Source organism: Bacillus sp. DWP3-1 (assembly GCF_049896565.1).
Classification (GTDB): Bacteria; Bacillota; Bacilli; order Bacillales; family Bacillaceae; genus Bacillus.
On sequence record NZ_JAFCUN010000001.1, the window covers coordinates 461,626 to 482,876 of the forward strand.

Sequence of the window (21,251 nt, forward strand, 5' to 3'; positions counted from 1 at the left end):
AACGTTGCGGGTTCTTTCGAAGTAGCAGAAAAAATCATTGGTGGTTAATCCACCATTTATCTCTCGCCCTTGTTGATCATCGTCAGCAAGGGTTTTTTGTATGTTGTTAATAGGCTCTTCTTATTAAACGCTACAAGAACGTTTAATAAGAAGAATTCGCAACAAAGGGGGTGTGCAAATTTGTTACCTGCCCCATTATTCTAAATAAACATAGGGCAGCGCAACAAGTTAAAAAGGTCACCTTTCTTTGCTTAATTTAATTTTTTGCAGGACTTTTCATTCACATTTTATCAAATTGGTCTATTGTACATAGAAGTAAAAGAAAAAGTCGGAACACCGCTCCATTTGTCATGCATATGATGTGATGAGTTGTTAGACGAAAGCAGGTGATTGTATGTATCCACGAGTTTATGGAGGTTTTCATGGAGGCGGTTTTAGCGGTGGGGGAGCACATATCGGATCGGTTGGTTCTCATATCGGCTTTGGCGGATATTATGTGAGCCCTGGTGTGTTTTCTGGTTTAGGCGGCTTCCCTGGATACGGGGGATTCGGGACATTTTCTGGATATCCGTATGGCTCCACGTTCATTATGGGGCGTCCTCCTGGTTTTTATGTGAGAAGTTATGAGTGAACGTTGAAATAGCCATCTAACGATTGGCTATTTCAATTGGTGAAAATGCTTCAATGCAGCAGTGATCACAATCACCCCAAGGATTGAGATAGGCAGCCAAATGATGATAAACGGATCGTACGCATCTGTGTATGCCGCTAAAGCGGCACCTAGGCAGTAAAAGACAATAGAGCCTATTCGCATGAAACTGACATGCTGAATAGGAGCTTTTCTTTTTTCCCGGTGTGAAATGCGCTGAGCCAAATCTTCAAATAGGTTAGCGAGTGTACTCGTTAGAACCGTTGTGGAAATGCCAGCCACATTTAATTTGCGGGCGGCCGCTGTCTGGAGACCCATGGCCATACTTAAAAGGATAATCAGCATAAAATAAGCACCTTGTGTATAAGGGAATATGGTCATGAGAGCAAATAGAAGTAGTATCATGACTTCTATGATAAAGATACGTGTAACGGCTTTTGGCCAAAATGTTTTCTCATGCTTTCCGCCTATCACAACAGCAAGTAAAACCCCTAGAACGAATCCACTCAGTGCAGTGATGGAATGAAGGGCTGTTAGCTGCAAGGAGCTTCCTGCTGCAATGCCAAGCAGCACAATATTACCTGTCATATTGGCTGTAAACACATGCCCTAGGCTCAAATAGCCAATCACATCCACAATTCCTGCGGAAAGGCACAAGAAGATTAGTGCTATATTTCGAAATGAATGTGCGGTCAAAATGGTCATCCCTTTCTTACTCTCTAATGAATAAGTGTAACGCTTAATGACCGCGTATGTCCATCTTATGTGCCGGTATGATGTCTTCAAGCCGATGTAAGACTTGTCTGAAAGTGTCATCATTTACAAGATGCCTCATGCGGCGGAATGGATCGCCTTTCTCCTTTAGACGCTCTATAACAACTGGCATGGTAAACAAAGAAGGATGAAGTCCATCTTGATGGAGTTCGTCCCATTCAAGCGGTGTCGCTACAAGTCCAAGCTCATTTCCTCTTGGTGAATAGGGCGCGATGATTGTTTTTCCAGCATCGTGCTGAATATAGTCTAAATACAAGCGATTGCCGCGTTTTTTCTTAAGGCGTTCTAAAGTAAATAGCTCAGGAGCTTGTTCACATAAAAATTGGCATATAAACGCGGTGAATGATCTCGTTTCTTCGTATGTGAAGGCATTTTTCTTTAATGGAATATACACTTGCAGTCCTTTACCGCCGCTTGTTTTAATAAAGGCTGTAAGAAAGAGCCCGTCTAAAAGCGCTTTGATTCGCTTGGCAGCTTCTATGGCTAGATGAAACTCGTTAACAGATGGCGGGTCTAAATCAAAGACGATTTCGGTCGGCCGGTCCGTATCCCTTGTTTCAAAAGGAATATGAAATTCCATCGCAAGCTGGTTACCGAGCCAAAGAAGCGTCTGCGGGTCATTACAGACCGTGTAAGCAATATCATCAACTTGATCGGTCAACACAAAATCTGGTGCATAATCAGGTGTCGACTTTTGATAAAAGAATTCATCCCCAGCGCCATGAGGGAACCGAATTAAAGTAAGTCGTCTTTCACGTAAAAAGGGCAAGAGATAGGGAGCCGCTTGTCTCAAATAAAGTAAGTAATCTGCCTTGTTCAGATGAAGAGCCGACACAATCGGTTTTTCAGGATGAGTGACCTCAATCACGGCAGGGAGCGGATACAGCTGTTTGAGCATTTGCTGAAACGTACATGCTGCTGGGTCAGTATCTAGTAAAAAGGAAGAAAAACGCGGCTCTCTTAAGGCGGATCCATCAAAGGATATACAAGCAATGCTGGCGACGATAGAAGGAGGGATTTCATATCCTGATGCTCCTTTTAGCTGGCCTTTTGTTTGAAAGAGTGTACGCAGCGTTTGTTCTTCTTCTTTAGAAAACCCATGCTTGAATTGGACAACCTCGGTGAGATGATGATCTTGATAAATACAGCCTTGGAAATAGCCATTTTCTTTATCAAAACGAGTCACAATGACAGAGACATAGCGCCAGTTTTTGACTTTCAGCCATTCTTTTGACCGGGTATTGTCGTGCCATTTACTCGTCTTTTTTTTCGCAACGAGTCCTTCTGCTAAATACGTCGTCATCAACTTTTTCATATATTCATGATTTGTGTCTGTATGAATAAGTTGAAGAAGGGAAGGGTGCTCCAGCTGAACAGTTGGCGGAAGTTTTGCTTCTTGGAAAACTTGCTGTAACTGTTTTTTCCTATCCATCAACGGTAAATCAACAAGGGATCTCCCTGTACATCTTAATAGATCAAATGCAATCAAATGACATGGAAACCACTCAGCCTGCAGCTTTATAGCCTCTTTGTTTTTCAGCCTGCCTCTTTGCTGAACCCTCGCAAAATCGCTTTGCTGTTCATCCAGTAAAAAGACCAATTCCCCATCAAACGTAAGTGGTAAAAAAGGAGCAAACTGGTCCCTTAATTGTTCGCACTGTTCAATAACCTCAGGAAACTGTTCGTTTAATCGTTTTCCGGCTCTACTTTCTAAATGAATCTCGTTTTCCTCCCATATCAGGATGGTCCGAAAGCCATCATATTTTAATTCATACACCCAGTCTGAACCGGTAGGAATATCATGTGCCGCCGTTAATCGCATAGGTTTCATTGTCATGTCACTTCCTCATATGATGTGTTCTTAGAGTGGGATGAAATTTTCATTCGCATACATAAGTCTAACGAAAACATTACATAGTAAGGAGAAAAGAACGGAGGCGACGCGATGCATACAGTTTGGAAAGGCGGCATTAGCTTTGGACTAGTCAATATTCCAGTTAAGCTGTTTACTGCTACAGAGAACAAAGATATTAAATTAAGACAGCTGCATAAAGAGTGTCACACGCCCATTAACTATAAAAAGGTTTGTGCCAACTGCGGGGAAGAGGTGGCACCAGAACAAATCGTCAAAGCGTACGAGTATGCGAAAAATAAATTCATTGAATTAGACGAGGAAGAGCTTGAAAAACTGCGAAAAGAAAATGAAGAAAAAGCGGTTGAAATCATTGATTTTGTGAAAATAGAAGAGGTTGATCCAATCTATTATGAAAGAAGTTACTTTTTATCACCAGATACGGGCGGTGCGAAGGCTTATTCATTATTAAGAAAAGCTTTAGAGGAATCTGGGAAAATTGGCGTGGCAAAAATTATGATCCGCTCAAAGGAGCAATTAGCGATCGTTAGATGCTATGAACATATTTTGCTGATGGAAACCATTCATTTCCCTGACGAAATTAGACAAGTATCTGATGTACCGAATATCCCCCAAGAGGAGAACATTGTGAAAAAGGAGTTAGATACAGCGCTCCTTTTAATCGAGCAATTAACCACAACTTTCGATCCAGCGGCATATCAGGATGAATACAGAGAACAGCTGATGAACTTAATTGGCGATAAAATATCTGGAGAACATACGGTTCAGCCAGAAACGACAGGCAAAAAAGATCCTGCATCCAATGTGACTGATTTAATGGCAGCTCTACAGGCTTCAATCGACCGATCAAAACCAGCCAAAGCGAAAAAAGCGGCTCCTAAAAAAAGAAAAGCACCAGCGAAAAAAGAAAAGAATGCATAAGAAAAGACCGCTTTCGAGCGGTCTTCACTTTCTTCTTTTCAGCGTGATAGAAAACCTTTGAAGTCTAGGAAGGACGAGCACCGGAGCGCAGACCTGACAACGAATGCGAGGGTTTGCCTACACGCTGAGACCGCTTACGGGCGGTCTTATTGCGGTTTTAACACGTCCTGAATTTCCCCGTCTTTTCTGTGAATAACAACAGAAGTCCCTTTATTAGATGCAATCTCCTTTGCCCGGTCAATTGCTTCTTGTTTCGTTTCTTTGACCTCACTTGCTCGTTTCGCTTTCTCTGTCTGAACCGCCCAGCCTTCTTCATGTTTGACGACATGCTGCGCATGATCCATGAGCTCTGGTCTTGCGGAGCTGCTGTTTTTAGAAGGCGTGACTGAACCATGAGCTGAGAAATTCTCTATCTCATTCTTCGTTGCATTCTTTTTCCACTCTTTCGCTTGACTGATCGCAATTGGGATGGCTCTATTTTCGTCATAGCCTTCCTGTATCATTTTGTTGGCAATCTCAAGCGCTTTTTTTCGAATGACGTTATCTAACGATTGAAATGAAGCCGGATAATCATTCATCGTCCAAGGCATATGAAACGCTCCTTTCTTTTATTTGAACACCTTCCCCCATCTGCAATGGATCAAACATATCATTCTTCTCAAACCAATGAAGGGGATAAAATACATCGTTTTGCTGAGGCGGAATCTCATCAAATCCAGCAGAATAGAAGGGAGAAAAGGAGTGGTTTTGATGATGATAAAAGGTTTGTATGAAGCCCATTTACCTGTGAGTGATTTGAAGGCATCTATTGCGTTTTATGAAAAATTGGAATTGACACTTGCTCACGAAAATGAACGAGTTGCTTTTTTATGGATTGAGAAAGGAAAGAGCTGGCTTGGCTTGTGGAAAGTAGATATGAACGCCTATCCATACCATCCATCAACTCGGCACGTTGCCTTTCAAATTACAACGTCCAGTATCGAACAGATCAAGGCTTGGCTGGTTGAAAAAGGCATCAGTATTCACCCAATGTTTGGCTTTTCAGAAGAGGAACAGCCTTTAGTTCTGGATAATCCGCCGCAATTTCATGCAGCGATCTATTTTCTTGACCCAGATGAGAATTTGCTTGAATGCATTGCCCCGCTTGAACTTGATACAGCAGAAGACTACGATATCATGACATATGAGGACTGGGATCGAAAGAAAAATCCGTTTATTGATTGACAAAATCACTCATTGTAACTATATTGATTACAACGGTGGTGAAAGATTGTGAAACAAATTAGCAGCAGGTATCCAATTGCTGTTCATATTTTGTCATTTATTGCAGGTGTTCCAAAAGAGTGTACAGGGGATTTTATTGCGGAAAGTGTGAATTCAAATCCAGCCATTGTTCGAAAAATGATGGCAATGCTCAAACGGGCGGGTCTTATTGAGATTCGCCGTGGAGTAGGCGGGGCTTATTTAAAAAGACCGGCAGAGGAAATCACGCTGTTAGATGTGTACCGTGCTGTCGATGTAAGCGAGGATGAAGAATTATTTAACTTCCATCAGCCAGTCATCGCATGTCCGATTGGTCAAGCAATGGATACAAGACTGAGGAGTGAACTAAAAGAAGCTCAGGCAGCGCTTGAAAATCACCTCAAACAAGTGACCATCCAGCAATTGTTGACAGAGTCAGAATAAAAGAAGCTCAGGCTGAACTTGAGCTTTTTTTACACCAGTTGTTGTAATCGATATGGTTATAACGAATAAACGGATACGTAAAGCTGTAAAAACATCACCGTCGAATCACAAAATGAGGAGGTCAAACAAATGAAGTTATTAGTAACAGGCGCAACAGGACAACTTGGATCGCTCGTCGTCCAGCATTTGCTTACAAAGGTACCGGCTGAACAAATTGCGGTCAGTGTTCGAAACCCGCAAAAAGCAGCACATTTGAAGGAAGCTGGGGTGGATGTACGCCACGGAGACTTTACTCAGCCAGACATCCTTAAGGCAGCCTTTCAAGGCATTGACCGTCTTTTGATCATTTCAACTGCAGAAGGAGACCGCGTGCAGCAGCATACGGCTGCCATCCAAGCGGCGAAAGCAGCTGGTGTATCCTTTATTGCTTATACAAGCGTTGTGAGTGCAAGAGAGAGTCAGCTTGTCCTTGCACATGACCATGCAAAAACAGAAGAAGCGATTGTGGCCTCTGGCATTCCTCATGTGTTTTTAAGAAACAATTGGTATGTAGAAAACGAAAAAGATACGATTCTAGCAGCCGTTAGCGGCGCACCATTTTTAAGTCCAATTGGTGATGGCAAGGTTGGCTGGGCAACAAGAAATGACTACGCAGAAGCGGCCGCAAATGCGTTAACACTTCCTGTACATGACCAGGAGATATATGAGCTGTCAGGACCTCTTCGGACGCATACTGAACTTGCACACATTGTCAGTGAGGTAAGCGGAAAAGAGATCAAAGTCGAGCAAATTGATGTCGACACATTTGGAGGGTTTTTAGCTTCAAATGGTGTACCAAAAGAAGCTGTTCCGTTCGTCAAAGCCATTCAAAGCGGCATACGCGATGGTGCCTTAGCTGTTGAAAGCCGTGATTTCGAAACATTATTAGGCCGGCCCTTAACACCTATTGAAGAAAGAATTCGTGAATTGATTTCAAAATAAATCTTCTCAAGCGCCCTATCAAAAGGGCGTTTTTTTCATTCAAGCTACACATGCCATATGTCCAAATTTAGACAAATCACTTCGTTGAAATTTCAGAAATTTGGGATTAAAATGAAAATAAGGCCTGTTATTTCGTCATCAGATGACCAAAATGATGAATCAAATTGCAGCAAAGAAGGGAAGTTCGCCGATGAAAGTCCATTTATTCGTTACCTGTTTAATTGACACCATGCAGCCAAATGTAGGAAAGGCGACAGTGAAAGTACTAGAAAGGCTCGGTGTAGAAGTGGAATTTCCAGAGGCACAAGTGTGCTGTGGACAGCCAGCCTTTAACAGCGGCTATACAAAAGAAACCATCAAAGCAGCAAAAAACATGATCAAAGCCTTTGAATCAGCTGAATATGTCGTGACGCCGTCAGGTTCTTGTAAGGCGATGTTTTTAGAATATCCTCATCTTTTAAAAGAAGACCCAGTGTGGTCAGCAAAAGCTGAGGCACTTGCTGAGAAAACATATGAATTAACCGAGTTTATTGTTGATATATTACACGTCACAGATGTAGGGGCGAGCCTGAAAGGAAACGCAGCCTATCACACATCCTGTCATATGACGAGACTGCTGCGAATTAAGGAAGCACCTTTCACACTGTTGTCAAATGTCAAAGATTTGACGATGACACCATTGCCGTGCGCAGAAAATTGCTGTGGATTTGGAGGAACCTTTTCAGTAAAAATGACATCTATTTCTGAGCAAATGGTCGATGAGAAAGTCCAAAGCATAGAGGAGACAGGCGCTGAATACATTATTGGTGCTGACTGCGGCTGTCTGCTGAATATTGGCGGGAGGCTGAATCGTCTTGATAAGCCCATTCAAGTGATGCATATCGCAGAAGTATTAAATAGCCGCTGACTTTAAGAGGGGGAACGGCACATGAGTATGAAAATTGGAGAGAAGGGCTTTAAAGAACGAATCGGGGAAGGGTTAGAAGATACTGTCATGAGAGGTGCTGTATCCTCAGCGCAGGAACGCCTGTATGAAAGGCGGCTATCTGCGAGCGAAGAGCTTGGCAACTGGGAAAAGTGGCGAGAACTTGGCGAGGAAATCCGGCAGCATACGCTGACGCATCTTGATGACTACTTATACCAATTAAGTGAAAGCGTTAGTGCACGTGGAGGACATGTCTTTTTTGCAAAAACAAAGGAAGAGGCATCGGCGTATATACAAAATGTGGCACAGAAAAAAGCGGCCAAAAAGATCGTTAAATCAAAATCAATGGTCACAGAAGAAATTGAAATGAATCAAGCGCTTGAAGAGATCGGCTGTGAGGTGGTGGAAAGCGATCTTGGCGAGTATATTCTGCAAGTAGATGATCATGAACCTCCTTCACATATTGTGGCACCTGCTCTTCATATGACGAAAGAACAAATACGAGAAGTCTTTCACGAAAAGCTCGGATATGAGATGTCAGAGACACCTGAAGATATGACGAGTTTTGTGAGAGCCATATTACGTGAAAAGTTCCTCGAAGCTGACATTGGTGTCACTGGCTGTAATTTTGCTGTCGCCAATACAGGTTCCATTTGCCTTGTGACAAATGAAGGGAATGCGGATCTTGTCACGGCTATCCCGAAGACACATATCGCCGTTATGGGCATGGAACGGATTGTTCCAACGATGGAGGAACTGGATGTCCTTGTTGGTCTTTTGTGCAGAAGTGCAGTTGGTCAGAAATTAACAAGTTATATTTCTGTCGTCGGGCCAAAAGGAGAAGAAGAAGTGGATGGACCAGAAGAATTTCACTTGGTCATTGTAGACAATGGGCGGTCCAATATATTAGGTACTGCCTTTCAGCCTGTTCTCCAATGTATCCGGTGCGCAGCCTGTATTAATGTGTGCCCAGTTTACCGGCATGTGGGCGGACATTCATACGGATCGATTTATCCGGGGCCAATTGGCGCTGTTCTTTCGCCGCTTCTTGGCGGCTATGATGACTACCAAGAGCTCCCCTTTGCATCAAGCCTTTGCGCAGCCTGCACAGATGCTTGTCCAGTAAAGATCCCGCTTCACGAGTTATTAATAAAACATCGACAAGTCATCGTTGAAAAAGAGGGGAGAGCGTCTAAAGCTGAAATGATGGCGATGAAAATGTTCGGAATGGGCGCATCGACTCCCGGAATGTATCAATTCGGAACAAAAGCAGCCCCTGTATTGATGAATCGTATGGCTTCAAACGGACAGATTTCAAAAGGAATAGGTCCTTTAAAGAATTGGACAGATATTCGTGACCTGCCAGCTCCAAGTAAAGAAAGATTCAGAGATTGGTTTAAAAAGAGACAGAAGGAGGAGCAGTGATGAAGGGAACCATTTCTCACCGAGAGTCGTTTTTAGCTCATATCCGTAAGCAATTAGGTAAAGATTCCTCCCCGTCTGCATCTATTCAGCGTCCAGCTTGGAAGCATCAAGTCCAGTGGGAAACAAACGGACTTTTGTCTAAAGAAGAACTAGTCGAGCAACTGAAGAAGCAATGTCAACGAATTCACACAAGAGTGGTCGAAACAACACCAGAGGAAGCGCCCTCTGTATTAAGATTATTGATGACAGAGTATGGAGAGGGTTCTGTGATGACGCCTGTCGATCATCGTTTTGAACAATATGGATTTCATCCGATGTTTGACAGCTTGCAGCACGAAGGATTCGCAGTCACCAGATGGAATGCTGAGGCATCAAGGGAAGAAAATATCAGGCTGGCAGAACAAGCGACATATTCGGTTGTATTCAGTGATTACACCCTTGCAGAATCAGGTACAGTCGTCCTTTCATCCCATCAGGGCCAAGGCAGAGCGCTGCATTTTTTACCGATGATGTATATCGTGTGTATCGAAAAAAGCACAGTGGTTCCGCGGATGATTCAGGCTGTTTCGGCTCTTAATCGCTCGGTAGAAGAGGGGGAGCAGGCGAAAGGTGCTATTCATTTCATATCAGGTCCGAGTAACTCTGCGGATATTGAGATGAATTTAGTGGTAGGTGTTCATGGTCCAGTTCGGGCCGTTTATCTATTGATAGATGATGAGTAGGGCTTTCGAGATGAAAGCCTTTTTTTCATGCAAAAAAGCTCACACAAGTTTTAAAATCATCTTGCCTCTAGCGGATTGGACATAGTAAGATGACGACATACAAGATGAACTTCTCATCTACTGCTGATGTAAAGGAAGCTGCTTATGGAAATGAAGTCAACTGCTCAAAAGAAATCAATTGCACTACCGCTTGTGATTTCAATTATTGCCATTTCGTTTTCTGCTATCATTGTGAAATGGTCAAATGCACCTGCTGCTATTTTAAGCATGTATCGAATGATCTTTGCCGCGGCTTTTATGCTGCCGTTTATCCTGCCACGTAAAAAAGAATTTCTTTCAATAAAGCGCAGAGACTGGTTTTTCTTATGTATGTCAGGCTTCTTTTTAGGACTCCATTTTGTGTTGTGGTTTGGCTCACTGAAGCTGACGACTGTGGCAAGCTCTACTATTATTATCGCCCTTCAGCCGATGGTCTCCTTATTAGGCGGCTTTCTCATTTTCCGTGAACGAACCACGCTGCCCGTACTCTTGACGATGTGTGCAGCGATTGCTGGTGCACTCATGATTGGATGGGGAGACATAGGTCATAGCCAGGAAGCCATCCTAGGAGACATTTTATCCTTTTTAAGTGTGATCGCGGTTGTTTGTTATTTATTAATAGGTCAACAGGCTGTAAGGAAAATATCTCATTGGATTTATAGTTTTTGTGTGTTTGGTTTTGCTGGTCTTTTTTTAATTCTATTCAACCTAATGCAGCAAACTCCTTTTACAGGCTATCCGGGTAAAGAGTGGGGGATTTTTTTATTGCTTGCCATCATTCCCACCATGTCTCATGTCATTAATAATTGGCTTTTAACTTATGTCAATGCCACAACGATTTCAATGAGTATACTTGGCGAACCTGTTGGGGCCACGATTCTTGCTGTATGGCTACTTGGAGAGAAAGTCACGCTGTTTCAAATGCTTGGAGGTCTTCTTGTCCTTTTAGGCGTCTTTTTCTTTTTGATGCAGCAGCGTCAAGGAATTGTGATGAAACCAAAAAAATCCGGTTAAATCCCGGATTTTTTACTCTTTTAAATCATTTTTTTCAATCACTTTGTTCAATCTTTCCTCAACCTTCTTCAATTCCATTCGTCTTCTTCTGATCATTCGAAAAGAGGTGACAATCATAGTCACGATAACAGCAATGAATAGAAGAGAGAACACTTGAAATAAAAAATCTCCAAGATTGAATGCCATATTCTCTCCATTAGACATACGTAAAACCTCCCTTTCTATCTATATATTACCATAATCAATAAAAGATTGAGATTTATCCATAATTTATCTATAATAGGTAAAATATCACTCATTAAAGGAGAACCAATATGAGAACTTTAGTCCTTTTACGAGGTCTCCCAGGCGTAGGTAAATCAACTTGGATCAAAGAGCAAGGCTTAGAGCCATATACTTTATCAGCTGATCAGATCCGTCTTTTGACCCAGCCGCCGCAGTTATCTGTCAATGGGAAACCGGAAATTACGAGCAAGCATGATCATAAAGTGTGGTCTTTATTATTTGATTTACTCACAGCCCGAATGGAACGTGGAGATTTTACTGTGATTGATGCGACACATGTCACAAGCAAGTCGATTTCTCAATATAAGTCGTTAGCTACTACGTATCGTTACAGGGTGTATGTCGTCGATTTCACGCAGGTGCCGCTTGAAACAGCCCTTCTGCAAAATCGCTCACGGGAACCTCACAAAGTTGTGCGGGAGTCTGTTTTATATCAAATGAACGAGCGGTTAAAAACAGAAAAGGTCCCATCGTGGGTGACTGTTTTGCAGCCTGAGGAATATCCGCAAGTGATGACCTATCAGCCTCGATCCTTCGATCAATATGAGGCCATTCATGTCTTTGGAGATATTCACGGCTGTCATACCGCTCTGACCACCTATTTACAAGGAGATATTAAAGAAAACGAACTTTATATCTTTGCAGGTGATTTGCTTGATAGAGGAATAGAAAACAAGGAAGTATTAGAATGGATGCTCGCACATAGAGAATGCCGGAATGTCATCGTGATTGAGGGCAATCATGATCAGCATTTATACCGGTTTGCACATGGTGAAAAAGTAAGAAGCAATATGTTTAACCGGCATACTGCACCTGAAATCGAAGCAGCAGACTTTGATTTAAAAGAAGTACGGAAGTTTGTCAGAACATTTCATCAGCTTACTTATTTTACGTACCATGGCAAGACATTTCTTGTTACCCACGGGGGGCTTGCTCATATGCCAGAAGAGCTTCTGCATGTCTCAACACAGCAGCTCATTCACGGTGTAGGTGAATATTCAGATGACATTGACCACTTGTTTGTTCAAAACACCGCTGGATTAGATGTCATTCAAATTCACGGGCATCGCAATTTATACAGGCTGCCTATTCAAGCATCGGAAAGATCTTATAATCTAGAAGGCCAGGTTGAATTCGGGGGGCAGCTGAGGGTCTTGAAAATCACAGCTGACGGGATTGAGACTCATGAAATTGACAACCCAGTCTATAGAGCTTCTGAGAAAAAACCATCGGCTGCTCTTCAACCAGATATCTCACTGGATGACTTTTTAGCTCACTTAGATCAGCATGAATATGTACAGGAATTAAAGCTTCCGCACCATATTTCATCTTTTAATTTTACGAAAAAAGCTTTTAGTGAACGGCAGTGGGATGATGTGAATTTGAAGGCAAGAGGTTTGTTTGTCAATATGGTGTCAAAGCAGATTGTTTCAAGAAGCTACAACAAATTTTTTAATATTGACGAGCGTCCGGAGACAAAAATGCATCATCTAGTGAACCATCTTCAATTCCCTGTTACCGTCTATGATAAAGCAAATGGATATTTAGGAACGGTTGGGTATAACGAAATGGAAAATGAATTGGTGTTTACGTCCAAATCGTATACATCACATGTGAAGCAAAATCCGCATGCTTCCTGGGTCGAAGAGCTATTTTATGCAACCTTTGACGATGTGCAGGTCGACTACATCAAATCATACGTACGTGACAACAATGTATCTCTTGTGTTTGAAGTCATTTTACCAGAGAAAGACCCACATATTATCACATATGATCAAGATCAACTCATTTTGCTTGATATTGTGAAGCGTCAGCTAAGCTATGAAAAAGCACCATTCACTGAAGTGAAAAGGTTAAGCGAACAGCTTGGAATGTCCTGCAAGCAGGAAGTGGCTGTGTTCCATAATTGGACGTCTTTTTATAAATGGTATCAGGCAGTATCTCATGACGACTCTATTAAAGAAGAGGGATATGTCATTGAGGATGACAGAGGCTTTATGACCAAGCTCAAGCTTCCTTATTATCAATTCTGGAAGCAGATGCGTGCTATTAAGCAGCGTGTCGCCGAGAAACGTTCCACACAAAAATATATGCAGGCATTGCAAACAGCGGAGCAAGCTAGATTTTATACGTGGCTTCTTGAGCAAGATGCCAATGATGTCAGGAATAGCTCAATTATTGAGCTGCGAACACAATTTGAGCAAAGCGATGCTGCCCAATTGAATAATGATGAAATAAATGCATAGTCTAAACATGAGTCTTTTCTAAGGAAAAGGCTTTTTTTGATGCAATTGAAAGGTAGACCCATATATGCCTGATCATATTGAAGTGATTCTTCGAACGATGTTTGCTTTTGCGATTTTATTTGGTGGAGCACGTCTTCTTGGAAAGCAAACATATTGATACATATGACGGCCATATTCAGTCTCCGATTGATCAAGAATGAACGTGTAGTGCAGAGGTCACCCGCATGACACATATCTGCCAAGATTTCTAAGTCCTTTGGATGCTGTCTGACTAGGCATCATTTCTCAATTATTATTATTTTCAGAAAATGTGATGACGGAGAAAAATAAGTGTGTTTAAGTATATATAGAAGAAATTAAAATATTAATATAATATACCGCATGCGGAATGAACATTCATTCCTGAAATGAGGAGGGGATGAAGTGCCAGCAGTGACTGATAAACAAGAACAGATTATGAAGGCTTCACTAGATTTATTTATTGAACGGGGCTTTGATGGGACCACGATGCCGATGATATCAAAAAGAGCAAACGTCGGAGCAGGAACCATTTACCGTTATTTCGACAGTAAAGAGGCCCTCGTTAATATTTTGTACCAGCGCAGCCTTTCTGCATTTATCGAAAAAATGAACACAAACAGTCCAGATCCAAAGGCAAGTATTCGGGCGTACTTTAAGCATGTATTTTATTGCTTGGTTTTATTTACAAAGGAGAATCCAAGCGGGCTATATTTCTTAGAAATTGATAAACGATCCCATTACTTAGACGAGACGAGCAAAGAGAAAATGCAGCTTTTGTTACATGAGCTATTCCTTATCTTTGAAGAAGGGAAAAAGGATGGGATTCATCCAAATCTCTCAGGTAGAACCATTTTATCGATTGTATTTGGTGCCTTTGTACAGCTGCATAAACAAATTCTTGCAGAAGAAATAGAGCCAACGATTGAATTTCTAGAGGACATTGAGCAATGTTTATGGCGCGCCATTAGCGTTGCTTCTTAATGATATAAAGGGAGTGGGCACATGCAACAAACATCAATCATTCCAAAACCAAAAACATACGGACCTTTTAAAAATATTCCCCATATCAAAAAGGGGGAGCTTTCTCAAACCTTTTGGCGTCTTGCAGATGAATTAGGACCGATCTTTCAGTTTGAATTTTCAAAAGCAACAAGTATTTTTGTTTCCAGCCATGAACTTGTCCAAGAAATATGTGATGAGAGCCGTTTTGATAAATACATTGGGAGCAGTCTCAATAAAGTAAGAGCATTTGCAGGAGATGGGTTATTTACGAGCTGGACAGAAGAACCGAACTGGAGAAAGGCTCACCACATCTTGATGCCGGCGTTTAGCCAGCAGGCCATGAAGGGCTATCATGAGATGATGCTCGATATTGCCACACAGCTTGTACAAAAATGGCAAAGAACAGGCCGTGATGAAGAAATTGAAGTAGCAGAGGATATGACAAAGCTTACTTTAGATACGATCGGACTTTGCGGTTTTGATTTTCGATTTAACAGCTTTTATAAAGAAAATCAGCATCCATTCATCGAAAGTATGCTGAATGGTTTAAACGAAGCGATGGATCAGGCGAGCCGGTTGCCGGTTGCAGATAAGCTAATGATCAAAAGAAGAAAAAAATTTGACCAAAATGTCGATTTTATGAAGCAATTAGTAGATGACATTATTCAAGAACGAAAAAAACAAGATAAAACGGGCGATGATTTACTGTCCCTCATGCTGCATGCAAAGGACCCTGAAACAGGAGAGCGCCTGTCAGATGAAAATATCCGCTATCAAATCATTACCTTCTTAATAGCTGGGCACGAAACAACAAGCGGGCTGCTATCCTTTGCGATTTATTTCTTATTAAAGAATCCAGAAAAATTAAAGAAAGCCGTCCAAGAAGCAGATGATGTGCTGCAAGGCGGACTGCCAACATTTAAGCAGGTACAAAAACTAAATTACACTCGTATGGTTTTAAATGAATCACTTCGCCTATGGCCAACAGCGCCTACGTTCTCTCTTTATGCGAAAGAGGACACCGTCATCGGAGGGAAATATTCGATTGAAAAGAATCAAAGTGTCTCCGTGCTGCTCCCTAAGTTACATCGTGATCAAGCGGTATGGGGAGAGGATGCGGAAGAATTTAAACCAGAGCGGTTTCTGCACCCTGAAAAGATCCCGCAGCATGCCTACAAGCCTTTTGGGAATGGGCAGCGTGCATGTATCGGCATGCAATTCGCCCTTCATGAAGCCACAATGGTGCTAGCGATGGTTCTGCATAATCTGGAATTGATTGATCACACATCATATGAACTTGATTTAAAAGAATCTCTGACGATTAAGCCAAACGATTTTAAAATCAAAGTGCGGCCACGGAAGCAGAAACTCTTTATGGCACCACCGAAAGAAGAGGCGAAAAAAAGCACAAAATCTGATGAGTCAAAAGTGGCCAGTCACGGTACACCACTGCTTGTTCTATATGGATCAAATCTTGGCACGGCGCAGCAAATCGCAAACGAATTTGCTGAAGACGGGAAAGCAAAAGGGTTTGACGTGACCACTGCTCCGCTTGATGACTATACACGCCAATTACCAGATAAAGGTGCAGTCTTAATCGTGACCGCTTCATACAATGGACATCCGCCTGACCATGCGAAAAAATTTGTGGATTGGGTCACGCAGGATGAAGAGCAGGATTTATCAAACGTGACATTTGCTGTTTTTGGATGCGGAGATCGAAATTGGGCGAGTACGTACCAGCGTATTCCGCGTCTCATTGATGAAGCACTTGAAAGAAAAAGTGCAAAGCGTGTAGCTGATTTAGGAGAAGGCGATGCAGGCGGAGATATGGATGAGGATAAAGAAACATTCCAGAAAACGGTCTTCAAGCAGCTTGCAAAAGAATTTAAGCTCACCTTCCAAGAGAAAGGTAAGGAAAATCCAAAATTATCAGTTGTTTATACAAATGAGCTAGTAGAACGTCCTGTGGCGAAAACGTATGGTGCTTTTTCAGCTGTTGTACTGAAAAATGAGGAATTACAATCTGAAAAAAGTGAGCGGCAAACAAGACATATTGAACTGCAATTGCCTGAAGGGAAACAATACAAAGAAGGGGATCATATCGGAATTGTTCCGAAAAATAGTGATGCACTCGTGCAGCGGGTGATCAATCGCTTCAATCTTGATCCTAAGCAGCACATCAAGCTTTCTTCTCAGAAAGAAGCAAGTCATTTACCTTTAGATCAGCCGATTCAAATGAGAGAATTACTTGCGTCACATGTTGAGCTTCAAGAGCCTGCAACACGTACGCAGCTAAGAGAGCTCGCAGCATATACAGTTTGTCCGCCTCACCGCGTGGAGCTTGAGCAAATGGCTGGTGAAGCATATCAAGAAGCCGTTTTAAAGAAACGAGTAACCATGCTGGACTTATTAGATCAATATGAAGCGTGTGAGCTGCCGTTTGTGCACTTTTTAGCACTTTTACCAGGTTTGAAGCCGCGCTATTACTCAATTTCTAGCTCACCAAAGGTCGAAGAAAAAAGAGTCAGTATCACAGTGGCGGTTGTGAAAGGTAAAGCGTGGAGCGGCCGCGGAGAATATGCCGGAGTCGCATCAAACTATTTATGCGGTCTGCAGGCAGGAGAAGAAGTCGCCTGCTTCCTCCACGAAGCGCAGGCAGGATTCCAGCTGCCACCTTCATCTGAAGTACCGATGATCATGATCGGACCGGGTACAGGAATCGCTCCATTTAGAGGGTTTGTTCAGGCAAGAGAAGTGTGGCAGAAGGAAGGAAAACCACTAGGCGAAGCTCACCTGTATTTTGGCTGCCGTCACCCTCTTGAAGATGATCTGTATTTTGAGGAAATGCAGCTTGCAGCGCAAAAAGGAGTTGTTCACATCCACCGGGCTTATTCTCGTCACAAAGAGCAAAAAGTATATGTCCAGCATTTGTTGAAAGAAGACGGCGACATGCTGATCAAGTTACTTGACCAAGGTGGGTATCTTTACGTGTGCGGGGACGGAAAAATTATGGCACCAGACGTAGAGGCTACGCTTATCGACCTCTATCAAAACGAGAAACATTGCTCGAAGGAAACAGCTGAAAATTGGCTGACAACCCTTGCAAATGACAATAGATATGTAAAAGATGTGTGGAGCTGAAAAATTAGGAAGACCGCCAATTAGGCGGTTTTTTCTATTTCAGAGAGAGATCAATAGAATGAAGGTTGGAAAGATACAAAACACCTAATTTAAAAATGAAATATTTTGTAAAAAATAAGAATATTCTCTCATTTACTCCAATATGAAACAATCGTATGATTTTTGATATAGGACATAAAGGAGGAATATGATGAAAAAGGTGAAAATGTTACTCCCTTCTCTACTCGTTTTTGGTGCTTTAAGTGTGCCTAGTTTTGCCCATGCCACATCGGATTCAGTACTAACGTCTGATTATGACATGGTGACTTCTGATGGAAAGGTGATCTCTTCAAGTGATTTCCACAATGATACGAAATCCCCCTCATCCTTTGACAAAGTGGATGATCTTTCTTCTACTGTTGGCGAAAAAGTAAAACCACTATCAAAATATTTAAAAGACTTTCAAACAAAAGTCGTCATTGGAGACGATGGTAGAACAAAAGTAACAAACACAAGAGTGGCACCATATAATTCAATTGCTTATATTACATTTGGCGGCTCAAGCTGCACGGGGACACTCATTGCCCCTAACAAAATTTTGACAAACGGGCACTGCGTGTACAATACAGCATCGAGAAGTTATAGTGCAAAAGGATCGGTGTATCCAGGCATGAACGATAGTACTGCGGTGAATGGCTCAGCAAACATGACGGAGTTCTATGTACCAAGCGGATATATCAATACAGGCGCGAGCCAATATGATTTTGCCGTGATCAAAACAGATACGAACATTGGCAATACGGTCGGTTACCGCTCTATCCGTCAGGTGACAAACTTAACGGGGACAACGATTAAAATTTCTGGATATCCAGGTGATAAAATGAGATCGACTGGCAAGGTGTCGCAGTGGGAGATGTCAGGTTCTGTGACAAGAGAAGATACAAATCTCGCATACTATACGATTGATACATTTAGCGGAAATTCAGGTTCAGCGATGCTAGATCAAAATCAGCAAATCGTTGGGGTTCATAACGCAGGGTATTCAAACGGAACGATTAATGGCGGTCCAAAAGCGACAGCTGCCTTTGTTGAATTTATCAACTATGCAAAAGCGCAATAAAAGCTAGAGCACAAAGCTTGTTTCCTTCATAGGGGACAAGCTTTTTTATATGGATAGAATCACTGGTTTCTATCTGTCTACGCTTGAGAGATTCATTGAGTTCTCAGCCTCATCATTTTTTTCACATGTCATTCGTGAACCGCTCATACATTAAAATGACACATTTCCTTTAAGTCAAGATTCTGCTTGAGAAAAATGAGGAGGTCTCACACTTTTGAAAATGAGAAGAGGCTGGATCACTGGTGTCGCCCTATGCTTTGTGATATGGATGGGCACGTTGTTAGGTGGATTTGGGGAGAAACATGCGGCAAAAGGTGCGGATCGATATGATCATGTCATTCAATTTCCAAAGGAACGGTACCCTGAAACAGGCAGCCATATTCAAGAAGCCATTCGAAAAGGGCATTCAGATGTGTGTACGATAGACCGAAATGGAGCAGATGCCCGCAGGCAAGAATCATTAAAAGGAATTCCGACTAAACCTGGCTTTGACCGGGATGAGTGGCCGATGGCGGTTTGTCTTGAGGGAGGAAAAGGTGCGAGTGTTCAATATGTCAGCCCATCTGATAATAGGGGAGCAGGCTCATGGGTTGGACACCAGATTAGCAGTTATCCTGATGGGAAAAGAATTTTATTTATTGTGAAATAAAACTGGAAGAGAGGCACCTGTGAGTAGGTGCCTTTTTTGTTGATGATCAGAGCGTATTGGAGCTAGCAGGGACAAAAGATTCAGTGGTACAATGGATCTATAAGGTACAAAGACTGACAAGAAGAAAATGTGAAGGGACATATGCTTATGGATAAGAACCGTGCATTATACGATTTTTTCATGCAACATGCAGAGAAACTGACTGAAACTTGGTATGAATCAATTGAGGATAATGATCCAGAATCAATATATCGTTCAACAGATTCCAGCATCATAGCAGAGCTGAAACGGCAAAATCAAGATTATTACCAGCATTTTATACGTGCTCTTATTGAAGACAAGACGTATTTACATACTGAGTTTATAAAGTGGTCTGAAGACTTAGCCAGTGACCCGAAGCATTTAAACACACCATTAGATTATGTTGTGAGAGAATACATGTCCAATCAAAGAGTGGTCCTTCATTACTTAAAAGAATTTATTAAGCAGCGTCAAGATGAAATTGATATTGACCGCATCTTTTATTGGTATGATTTAATTTCAGAGGCGTTTAATATTTCAATTCATGTGTTCATCCAGCAATATGTGAAAAATACAACGAAGAAACTCGTGGCACAAAGAGACATGATTTACGAGCTGAGCTCACCTGTCATTGTCTTAAAAAATCATATTGCGTTATTGCCGTTAGTAGGTGACATTGATACAGCGAGAGCAAAGATGATTTTAGAAAATACGCTGAAACAGTGCTCGCAAAAAGGCGTACAGCATTTATGTATTGATTTATCGGGCGTTGTCATTATTGATACAATGGTGGCTCATCAAATCTTTGATCTTGTCACATCACTTCGGTTAATTGGAGTAGAGACGACCATTTCAGGAATCAGACCAGAAATTGCCCAAACAGCCGTGCAGCTTGGGCTTCCTTTTAATGAATTTCGCACGGCATCATCACTTGCTCACGCGCTGGATCGCATGACTGAATTTTCTCCAATATAAAAACCAGGCCGATTGAATGGCCTGGTTTTTGATTTAGATGACAGCGTCAATTTTTGTGACTTTCCAATCTTTTTGTACTTTTTCGTACGTAACAGTTCGTTTTACTTTGCGTCCATCAAGTGTTGGGACGGTGAATTCATATGTGCGGACCGTTTGTTTTTTAGAGACAAGTTTAGGTGTGGCTTTATCCCAATTAAGCATGTTGTCTCCGTCACCGACTGGAACAGCCATTTTTCCTTTATGAACAATGAACTGGTAGTCTTTTAAACCTTGATTGATGGCATCTTTTGTGAACACTTGAGATAGGTAGCTGTTTAGTTTTTTCTTTGTATCAAATGTTTTAGAAAGATAGTTGTATGTCATGTCTTTATAGCTAAATGATTTTAATTTGTAATCGGAATGTTCATTAATTTTGTAGCCTGACATCGCACTCCAAAAGTGTTCTCGTGCGTCAAGGGCAATATGTAACGCTTCTTTATTTGTCAAAGCGGCTGGTTTTTTAGAAGCGGCCAATGTTGTAGATTGTAATGAGATCATAAGCATAATAGCAGTTAATAAAACGAATAATTTTTTCAAGGCGATTGCCTCCTTTTCTCAATGAAAACTTCTTATGTTACAAATGTTACAACAATTACAGTGATATTACAAGTATTAAATCTAAATGTTTTTTATTTCTTTTCTTTCTATATATATAACGTTTGAGGGAGACAAAAAGTTTTCATTTTTTTATTTTTTCTTTATATCTACTATTTAACCGTTCTAAAGAAGAACAAAACGTTTTTTGGAAAAATTTTTGTTTG

General features: G+C 41.7%; 20 protein-coding genes. 15 read left to right on the plus strand and 5 right to left on the minus strand.

Going from position 1 to position 21,251, the window contains the following annotated elements; genetic code table 11:
• Window positions 1-394 precede the first annotated feature (394 nt).
• Complete coding sequence (locus ACP7A0_RS02320; protein ID WP_060596409.1) at window positions 395-631, plus strand: hypothetical protein; 237 nt, start codon at window positions 395-397, stop codon at window positions 629-631.
• Window positions 632-658: 27 nt separating this feature from the next.
• Here the strand turns inward: ACP7A0_RS02320 and ACP7A0_RS02325 are convergent, their stop codons facing one another.
• Together ACP7A0_RS02325 and ACP7A0_RS02330 are read right to left on the minus strand one after the other, a co-directional pair.
• Entirely contained in the window at window positions 659-1,354 is a 696-nt protein-coding gene (locus ACP7A0_RS02325) for a YoaK family protein (RefSeq protein WP_106030930.1), read from the minus strand.
• A gap of 34 nt (window positions 1,355-1,388) precedes the next feature.
• A complete protein-coding gene (locus tag ACP7A0_RS02330) occupies window positions 1,389-3,254 on the minus strand; it encodes a DNA ligase D (RefSeq protein WP_426004476.1) in 1,866 nt (621 codons plus the stop codon).
• Window positions 3,255-3,368: 114 nt separating this feature from the next.
• On the opposite strand from ACP7A0_RS02330, the gene ACP7A0_RS02335 reads away from it, so the two are divergent.
• Entirely contained in the window at window positions 3,369-4,217 is an 849-nt protein-coding gene (locus tag ACP7A0_RS02335; RefSeq protein ID WP_106030931.1) for a Ku protein, read from the plus strand.
• 146 nt (window positions 4,218-4,363) lie between these two features.
• Here ACP7A0_RS02335 and ACP7A0_RS02340 read toward each other — a convergent pair whose 3' ends face one another.
• Window positions 4,364-4,807 carry a DUF2188 domain-containing protein gene (locus ACP7A0_RS02340; protein ID WP_060596411.1) on the minus strand — a complete coding sequence of 148 codons (444 nt, stop codon included), beginning with the start codon at window positions 4,805-4,807 and terminating at the stop codon, window positions 4,364-4,366.
• A 160-nt stretch (window positions 4,808-4,967) separates the two neighbouring features.
• Here ACP7A0_RS02340 and ACP7A0_RS02345 point away from each other — a divergent pair, with 160 nt between their 5' ends.
• From ACP7A0_RS02345 to ACP7A0_RS02375, 7 genes are all read left to right on the plus strand, one after another.
• Window positions 4,968-5,441 (plus strand): VOC family protein, encoded by a 474-nt coding sequence (locus ACP7A0_RS02345; protein ID WP_060596412.1) that lies wholly within the window; start codon window positions 4,968-4,970, stop codon window positions 5,439-5,441.
• Window positions 5,442-5,489: 48 nt separating this feature from the next.
• Window positions 5,490-5,903 (plus strand): Rrf2 family transcriptional regulator, encoded by a 414-nt coding sequence (locus ACP7A0_RS02350; protein WP_106038673.1) that lies wholly within the window; start codon window positions 5,490-5,492, stop codon window positions 5,901-5,903.
• A 129-nt stretch (window positions 5,904-6,032) separates the two neighbouring features.
• On the plus strand, window positions 6,033-6,884 hold the full coding sequence (locus ACP7A0_RS02355; protein ID WP_426004115.1) for an SDR family oxidoreductase: 852 nt from the start codon (window positions 6,033-6,035) through the stop codon (window positions 6,882-6,884).
• Between the two features lie 190 nt (window positions 6,885-7,074).
• Window positions 7,075-7,791 carry a (Fe-S)-binding protein gene (locus ACP7A0_RS02360; RefSeq protein WP_426004478.1) on the plus strand — a complete coding sequence of 239 codons (717 nt, stop codon included), beginning with the start codon at window positions 7,075-7,077 and terminating at the stop codon, window positions 7,789-7,791.
• Between the two features lie 21 nt (window positions 7,792-7,812).
• Entirely contained in the window at window positions 7,813-9,234 is a 1,422-nt protein-coding gene (locus ACP7A0_RS02365; RefSeq protein ID WP_095285208.1) for a LutB/LldF family L-lactate oxidation iron-sulfur protein, read from the plus strand.
• Entirely contained in the window at window positions 9,234-9,956 is a 723-nt protein-coding gene (locus ACP7A0_RS02370) for a LutC/YkgG family protein (protein WP_106030935.1), read from the plus strand. The genes ACP7A0_RS02365 and ACP7A0_RS02370 overlap by 1 nt, the downstream gene beginning before the upstream one ends.
• A gap of 144 nt (window positions 9,957-10,100) precedes the next feature.
• Window positions 10,101-11,009, plus strand: a complete 909-nt coding sequence (locus ACP7A0_RS02375; protein WP_426004118.1) for a DMT family transporter — start codon at window positions 10,101-10,103, stop codon at window positions 11,007-11,009.
• Window positions 11,010-11,021: 12 nt separating this feature from the next.
• On the opposite strand, the gene ACP7A0_RS02380 is transcribed toward ACP7A0_RS02375, so the two are convergent.
• Entirely contained in the window at window positions 11,022-11,213 is a 192-nt protein-coding gene (locus ACP7A0_RS02380; protein ID WP_060596417.1) for a hypothetical protein, read from the minus strand.
• A gap of 110 nt (window positions 11,214-11,323) precedes the next feature.
• Here ACP7A0_RS02380 and ACP7A0_RS02385 point away from each other — a divergent pair, with 110 nt between their 5' ends.
• The 6 genes from ACP7A0_RS02385 to ACP7A0_RS02410 all read left to right on the plus strand — a co-directional run bounded on the left by ACP7A0_RS02385 (window position 11,324) and on the right by ACP7A0_RS02410 (window position 20,451).
• Window positions 11,324-13,540 (plus strand): RNA ligase, encoded by a 2,217-nt coding sequence (locus ACP7A0_RS02385; protein ID WP_106030937.1) that lies wholly within the window; start codon window positions 11,324-11,326, stop codon window positions 13,538-13,540.
• Between the two features lie 456 nt (window positions 13,541-13,996).
• The gene (locus tag ACP7A0_RS02390) at window positions 13,997-14,542 is read left to right on the plus strand and encodes a TetR/AcrR family transcriptional regulator (protein WP_249114887.1); all 546 of its coding nucleotides are present in this window, start codon (window positions 13,997-13,999) and stop codon (window positions 14,540-14,542) included.
• Window positions 14,543-14,563: 21 nt separating this feature from the next.
• On the plus strand, window positions 14,564-17,707 hold the full coding sequence (locus tag ACP7A0_RS02395; RefSeq protein ID WP_106030938.1) for a bifunctional cytochrome P450/NADPH--P450 reductase: 3,144 nt from the start codon (window positions 14,564-14,566) through the stop codon (window positions 17,705-17,707).
• Window positions 17,708-17,897: 190 nt separating this feature from the next.
• A complete protein-coding gene (locus tag ACP7A0_RS02400; protein ID WP_066030857.1) occupies window positions 17,898-18,806 on the plus strand; it encodes a trypsin-like serine peptidase in 909 nt (302 codons plus the stop codon).
• A 268-nt stretch (window positions 18,807-19,074) separates the two neighbouring features.
• Entirely contained in the window at window positions 19,075-19,455 is a 381-nt protein-coding gene (locus ACP7A0_RS02405) for a NucA/NucB deoxyribonuclease domain-containing protein (RefSeq protein ID WP_060596689.1), read from the plus strand.
• 147 nt (window positions 19,456-19,602) lie between these two features.
• Window positions 19,603-20,451 carry an STAS domain-containing protein gene (locus ACP7A0_RS02410; protein ID WP_066030856.1) on the plus strand — a complete coding sequence of 283 codons (849 nt, stop codon included), beginning with the start codon at window positions 19,603-19,605 and terminating at the stop codon, window positions 20,449-20,451.
• Between the two features lie 33 nt (window positions 20,452-20,484).
• Here ACP7A0_RS02410 and ACP7A0_RS02415 read toward each other — a convergent pair whose 3' ends face one another.
• Window positions 20,485-21,027 carry an IseA DL-endopeptidase inhibitor family protein gene (locus tag ACP7A0_RS02415; protein ID WP_034660768.1) on the minus strand — a complete coding sequence of 181 codons (543 nt, stop codon included), beginning with the start codon at window positions 21,025-21,027 and terminating at the stop codon, window positions 20,485-20,487.
• Between the last annotated feature and the right edge of the window lie 224 nt (window positions 21,028-21,251).